The organism is Streptomyces albidochromogenes (assembly GCF_005981925.1).
Taxonomy (GTDB): Bacteria; Actinomycetota; Actinomycetes; order Streptomycetales; family Streptomycetaceae; genus Streptomyces; species Streptomyces albidochromogenes.
The window spans coordinates 1-6737 of sequence record NZ_VBVX01000334.1 but is presented as its reverse complement, the minus strand read 5'-3'; the positions used below and the strand labels follow the sequence as shown (position 1 = coordinate 6737).

Here is a 6737-nt window from a genome sequence, read left to right as displayed (position 1 = left end):
GCCCCGTCCCCCGCCGACTCCGTCGCCCACCTCACCCCCGAGCGCTGGGCCCACGCGAGCCGCCTGCTCGTGCGCAAGGCCCTCGCCGAGTTCTCCCACGAGCGCCTGCTCACCCCCGAGCCGCTCGGCGACGACCGGTACGCGGTCCGCTCCGACGACGGCGCGACCGAGTACCGCTTCGCCGCCCGCCGCCACGCGCTCGACCACTGGCAGGTCTTCGCCGAGTCCATCACCCGCCACCGCGACGGCGCCGAGATCCCCCTCGACGCGCTGGAGTTCTTCATCGAACTGCGCGCGTCGCTCGGTCTGAGCGCGGAGATCCTGCCCGTCTACCTGGAGGAGATCAGCTCCACCCTCTCCGGTACGGCGTACAAGCTCACCAAGACGCCCGTGAGCGCCGCCGCCCTCACCCGCTCCGGCTTCCAGGCCATCGAGACCGGTATGACCGAGGGCCACCCCTGCTTCGTCGCCAACAACGGCCGCCTCGGCTTCGGCATCGACGAGTACCGGGCGTACGCCCCCGAGGCCGCCACCCCGGTGCGGATGATCTGGCTGGCCGCCCGCCGCGACCACGCCACCTTCACGGCCGGCGCGGGACTCGACTACGAGAGCTTCGTACGGGAGGAGCTGGGCGAGGCCACCGCCGACCGGTTCACGGCGAGGCTGTCCGGTCTCGGCCTCGACCCGGCGGACTACTACTTCATCCCGGTCCACCCGTGGCAGTGGTGGAACAAGCTGTCCGTCACCTTCTCCGCCGAGGTCGCCCAGCAGCGCCTCGTCTGCCTCGGCGAGGGCGACGACACCTACCTCGCCCAGCAGTCGATCCGCACCTTCTTCAACACCAGCGACCCGTCGAAGCACTACGTCAAGACGGCCCTGTCGGTCATCAACATGGGCTTCATGCGTGGCCTGTCCGCCGCCTACATGGAGGCCACGCCCGCCATCAACGACTGGCTGGCCAACCTGATCGCGAGCGACGAGACCTTCGGCGCGACCGGCCTGACGATCATCCGCGAGCGCGCGGCCATCGGCTACCACCACCGCCAGTACGAGGCCGCCACCGCCAAGGGCTCCCCGTACCTGAAGATGCTCGCCGCGCTGTGGCGCGAGAGCCCCGTCCCGTCGCTCGCCCCCGGCGAGCGCCTGGCCACCATGGCGTCGCTGCTGCATACCGACCACGACGGCCGGTCCTTCGCGAGCGCCCTGATCGCCGAGTCGGGCCTCGAACCCGCGAACTGGATGCGCGGCTACCTGCGCGCGTACCTCACGCCGCTGCTGCACAGCTTCTACCAGTACGACCTGGTCTTCATGCCGCACGGCGAGAACGTCATCCTCGCCGTCGAGGACGGCGCCGTGACACGCGCGATCTTCAAGGACATCGCCGAGGAGATCTGCGTGATGGACCCGGACGCGGTGCTGCCGCCCGCCGTCGAGCGGGTGCGCGCCGAGGTCCCGGAGGACATGAAGCTGCTGTCGCTGTTCACCGACGTCTTCGACTGCTTCTTCCGCTTCCTCGGCGCCACGCTCGTCACCGACGGCGTCCTCGACGAGGAGACGTTCTGGCGGGCGGTCGCGGAGTGCGTGGCCGACTACCAGGAGGCGCACCCGGAGCTCGCGGACAAGTTCAAGCAGTACGACATGTTCGCCCCCGAGTTCGCGCTCTCCTGCCTGAACCGGCTCCAGCTGCGCAACAACAAGCAGATGGTCGACCTCCAGGACCCGGCGGGCGCGCTCCAGCTCGTCGGCACCCTCGACAACCCGATCGCGCGGTACGCACCCGCCTGACCGGGACGGATGTGCGGGCGGGCGCCCGTGTCCAAGGCCCTCACGGACGCCCGCCGCACCTTCGAGGCCCGTTATTCCGCCGGCCAGGGCACCTGCGGAGAGCGGTAGTAGTCGATCCCCAGCGCGGACATCCGCGGCCCCTGGGCCGCCAGCCGCACCTTGTACGCGTCCCAGTCGTGCGTGGCCGCGGGCGACCAGCCGAGCTCGGCGATGCCGGGCAGCCTCGGGAAGGCCATGTACTCGACCTGGTCGTTGGTCCACAGCGTCTCGGACCACATGGGCGCCTCGACCCCCAGCACGGACTGGGCGGGCGCGCCCGGCAGGTACGCCCCGGGATTCCAGTCGTACGAGCGCCGCACCTCGACGTAGCCCGCCCAGGCGAGGCCGAGCGGGGTGCTCTTGTCGTACTTCATGTCGAGGTACGCGCGGTCGGCCGGGGACAGGACCAGCTTCGTCCCGTTCCGGGCGGCGTTGGCGACCTGCGCCTTCTCGGTGGCCGACGTTTTGTCGAGGCCCCAGTACTGCGCCACCGCGCCCTCGGCCGGTTCGGCGCCCGTCAGCTGGTGCCAGCCCATCACCGTCTTGCCGTACTTCCCGACGACGGCCTGCGCCTTGTCCATGAAGGCGACGTAGTCCTTGTGCGGCGTGGAGTGCGCCTCGTCACCGCCGATGTGGAGGTACTTGCCGGGTGTCATCGCGGCGATCTCGCGCACCACGTCGTCGACGAACTCGTAGGTGACGGCCTTCGGCACGCACAGGGAGCTGAAGCCGACGTTCGTGCCCGTGTAGAGGGGCGGCGCGACACCGTCGCAGTTCAGCTCGGCGTACGAGGCCAGGGCCGCGTTGGTGTGGCCGGGCAGGTCGATCTCGGGGACGACCTCCAGGTGGCGGGAGGCGGCGTACCGCAGGATCTCCCGGTAGTCGGCCTTCGTGTAGTAGCCGCCGGGGCCGCCGCCCACCTGGGTGGAGCCGCCGTACGTCGTCAGGCGCGGCCAGGAGTCGATGGCGATCCGCCAGCCCTGGTCGTCGGAGAGGTGCAGGTGCAGCTTGTTGATCTTGTAGAGGGCCATCTGGTCGATGTACGTCTTGACCTTGTCGACGCTGAAGAAGTGCCGCGACACGTCGAGCATCGCGCCCCGGTAGCCGTAGCGGGGCATGTCCTTGATCGTCCCGCCCGCGACCGTCCAGGGGCCGCGCTGCCGGGTGTCCTCCTCCACCGCCGCGGGCAGGAGCTGACGGAGCGTCTGGACGCCGTGGAAGAGCCCGGCGGCCCTGCGGGCGGTGATGGTCACGCCGTGCCGCCCCGACTCCAGCCGGTATCCCTCGTCGCCCAGCGAGGCGTCCTTCGAGCCGAGCCGCAGCCGGATGCCGTCCCTGGCGTCCCGCGCGGTGACGGGGAGGTCGTAGCCCGTGGAGGGGCGCAGGACGTCCGCGAGGTACGAGCCGATGCGCCGGGCCTCCCGGGAGTCGTCGTCGACCCGGATGCGCGTGCGGGGCGTGAGGGCGTAAGAAGGCCCGCCCTCGGACACCGAGGCGGGCGCCGGAACCACTTGGCTCAACGGTCTGGCGCGGGCGGCCGGCTCGGCGGCGGACGCCGGGGTCCCCAGGCTCGTCGCGCCGGCGGCGACGACCAGGAGCAGCGGGGCGAACAGACCTGGAATCCTTCTGCGTTGACTCACGGGCGGTCCCTTCGGCGGGGCTTCGCAACAGTGGCATGGTGCAGGCGAACGGTCACCATGCGTATCGCGCGCCCCTTTCCGGGTCAAGGGTGTAGACCAGTTGACCGCCCTGTGTCGCCCACGGGCGCCCCCGACACCCCACTCCCCCACGCGCCTGCGACCTGGCCTTTTCGCGTTGTGACGGAAATCCTGCCCGATAGCGGGCAGATTTCTTGCGTACGCCCCGGATCCCCCGCAGTATCTACGGGTGCTCGAACGCCGCCCGTCGTCCCCGTACGACGACCTCATCGACCACCTGGTCCGCAGCACCGCGCTCCCGCGCGGTGAGGCCGCCCGGGTGGTGCTCGACGTACTGGCGTACTTCGACGAGACGGCGGAGGACTTCGTGCGCCGCCGCCACCGTGAGCTCCAGTCCGGCGGTCTGGTGAACGCGGAGATCTTCGAGCGGATCGCGGCCGAGATGCCGCACCGCGCCGTGGCGCCGCCGGAGCTCTCGCTCCGTCAGCTGCGCCGCATCGTCTACGGCTGAGAGCACGCACCCAACGACTCGAGGGATACCCATCACATGTGCGGAATCGTCGGTTACATCGGCAAGCGCGACGTCGCCCCGCTGCTGCTCGAAGGCCTCCAGCGCCTGGAGTACCGCGGCTACGACTCGGCGGGCATCGTCATCACCAGCCCGAAGGCCAGCGGCCTGAAGATGGTCAAGGCGAAGGGCCGCGTCCGCGACCTGGAGGCCAAGGTCCCCAAGCGCTTCGCCGGCACCACCGGCATCGCCCACACCCGCTGGGCCACCCACGGCGCCCCGAGCGACGAGAACGCCCACCCGCACCTGGACGCCGAGGGCAAGGTCGCCGTCGTCCACAACGGCATCATCGACAACGCCACCGAGCTGCGCGCCAAGCTGGTCGCCGACGGCGTCGAGTTCCTCTCCGAGACGGACACCGAGGTCCTGGTCCACCTCGTCGCCCGCTCGCAGGCCGTGACGCTGGAGGAGAAGGTCCGCGAGGCGCTGCGCCACGTCGAGGGCACGTACGGCGTCGCCGTCATGCACGCCGACTTCTCCGACCGCATCGTCGTCGCCCGCAACGGCTCGCCGGTCGTCCTCGGCATCGGCGAGAAGGAGATGTTCGTCGCCTCCGACATCGCGGCGCTCGTCTCCCACACCCGCCAGATCGTCACGCTCGAAGACGGCGAGATGGCCACCCTCAAGGCCGACGACTTCCGTACGTACACCACCGAGGGCTCCCGTACGACGGCCACGCCGACCACCGTGGAGTGGGAGGCCGAGTCGTACGACATGGGCGGCCACGACACGTACATGCACAAGGAGATCTCCGAGCAGGCCGACGCCGTGGACCGCGTGCTGCGCGGCCGCATCGACGACCGCTTCTCCACCGTGCACCTGGGCGGCCTGAACCTGGACGCCCGCGAGGCGCGCGGCATCCGCCGGGTCAAGATCCTCGGCTGCGGCACCTCGTACCACGCGGGCATGATCGGCGCCCAGCTCATCGAGGAGCTGGCCCGCATCCCCGCCGACGCCGAGCCCGCGTCCGAGTTCCGCTACCGCAACCCGGTCGTCGACCCCGACACCCTGTACGTCGCGGTCTCCCAGTCCGGTGAGACGTACGACGTACTGGCGGCAGTGCAGGAGCTGAAGCGCAAGGGCGCCCGCGTCCTCGGTGTGGTCAACGTCGTCGGCTCGGCGATCGCCCGCGAGGCCGACGGCGGCATGTACGTGCACGCCGGCCCCGAGGTCTGCGTCGTCTCCACCAAGTGCTTCACCAACACGGTGGTCGCCTTCGCCCTGCTGGCGCTGCACCTGGGCCGCATCCGCGACCTGTCCGTCTCGGACGGCAAGCGCCTCATCGAGGGCCTGCGCAAGCTGCCGGCCCAGATCGCCGAGATCCTCAAGACCGAGGACGAGATCAAGAAGATCGCCGAGGAGTACGCCGGCGCCCAGTCGATGATGTTCATCGGGCGCGTGCGGGGCTACCCGGTGGCGCTGGAGGCCTCCCTCAAGCTGAAGGAGATCTCCTACATCCACGCCGAGGCGTACCCGGCCTCCGAGCTCAAGCACGGCCCGCTCGCCCTGATCGAGCCCGCGCTCCCGACGGTCGCGATCGTGCCCGACGACGAGCTGCTGGAGAAGAACCGCGCGGCGCTGGAGGAGATCAAGGCCCGCAGCGGCCGGATCCTGGCGGTCGCGCACCGCGAGCAGGAAAAGGCCGACCACACCATTGTGGTGCCGAAGAACGAGACGGAGCTGGACCCCATCCTCATGGGCATTCCGCTCCAACTCCTGGCATACCACACGGCTTTGGCCATGGGTCGCGACATCGACAAGCCGCGCAACCTCGCCAAGTCCGTGACGGTCGAGTAGCAGTCTGAGGGTCGTCGTGATCCCGTGCGAACGGTTACGGGATCACGATGACCGGCCGCTGCGCGCGCCGCGCGAGCCGGCCGGCGACCGAGCCGAAGATCCGCCCGACGATGCCGTGCGTCGACCCGACCACGATCGCGTCGGCCGAGTACTCCTGGCCGACCTCCTCCAGCTCGTGGCAGATGTCGCCGCCGCGCTCGACGAGGATCCACGGCACTTCGGCGAGGTAGTCGGCGCAGGCCAGCTCCAGACCGAGCACCTCGGTGCGGTGATCGGGCACGTCCACGAAGACCGGGGGCTCGCAGCCCGCCCAGACCGTGGTCGGCAGCCGGTTCGCGACGTGGACGATGATCAGGCCGGAGCCCGACCGCACCGCCATGCCGATGGCATACGAAAGCGCCCGCTCGCTGGACGTGGAGCCGTCGAAGCCGACGACGACACCGTGCTGGAAGGCGGGGTCGCAGGAGTGGCGTGTTCGTTCCACCGCCCGGAGGTCGTCCAGGGGATCGGCGACCTGCTTGCGGTCCGCGGGTTCGGGGATTTCGTGACCGGCCATGGGTGTCTCGGCGAGAAGTCCTCTGGGGAGGGTCGCTTTTCCTGAGGGAAGCTATGACAATTGAACAGTGAACTGTGTCTGGGAATCATCTTCCCAAGCCCATACCCCCAAGGGTACGGCGACACTCCTTTCCTGCCCAGAGCCCGCCGGTCCCTCGCACGGCGTTTCAGGGAGCATGCACGAGCCCGGAGCGTAAGGCAATGCCGGTTGGCCCCTACAGGCGTCTCGACAGGCGGACCCCTCAGTGACCCCTCGGGGCCGCCGTCCGTTAGGCACGTCCCACCCGCGTACGTCAGGGAGTCCGCCGTGCCCGGACCGCCGACCGGCCCCGCCA

The 6737-nt window shown here is 70.1% G+C and carries 5 protein-coding genes; 3 read left to right on the top strand and 2 right to left on the bottom strand.

The features are described 5' to 3' along the window. The coding region (locus tag E2E34_RS29175; protein WP_244316231.1) for an IucA/IucC family protein at nucleotides 1-1785 on the top strand (1785 nt) is incomplete at its 5' end. A gap of 71 nt (nucleotides 1786-1856) precedes the next feature. On the opposite strand, the gene E2E34_RS29170 is transcribed toward E2E34_RS29175, so the two are convergent. Next, entirely contained in the window at nucleotides 1857-3464 is a 1608-nt protein-coding gene (locus E2E34_RS29170) for a beta-N-acetylhexosaminidase (protein ID WP_244316229.1), read from the bottom strand. Nucleotides 3465-3711: 247 nt separating this feature from the next. On the opposite strand from E2E34_RS29170, the gene E2E34_RS29165 reads away from it, so the two are divergent. Next, nucleotides 3712-3993, top strand: a complete 282-nt coding sequence (locus E2E34_RS29165; RefSeq protein WP_028811565.1) for a hypothetical protein — start codon at nucleotides 3712-3714, stop codon at nucleotides 3991-3993. A 36-nt stretch (nucleotides 3994-4029) separates the two neighbouring features. Next, the gene (glmS, locus tag E2E34_RS29160; RefSeq protein ID WP_138897772.1) at nucleotides 4030-5847 is read left to right on the top strand and encodes a glutamine--fructose-6-phosphate transaminase (isomerizing); all 1818 of its coding nucleotides are present in this window, start codon (nucleotides 4030-4032) and stop codon (nucleotides 5845-5847) included. A 34-nt stretch (nucleotides 5848-5881) separates the two neighbouring features. Here glmS and E2E34_RS29155 read toward each other — a convergent pair whose 3' ends face one another. Beyond that, nucleotides 5882-6403 carry a universal stress protein gene (locus E2E34_RS29155; RefSeq protein ID WP_138904879.1) on the bottom strand — a complete coding sequence of 174 codons (522 nt, stop codon included), beginning with the start codon at nucleotides 6401-6403 and terminating at the stop codon, nucleotides 5882-5884. Nucleotides 6404-6737 lie beyond the last annotated feature (334 nt).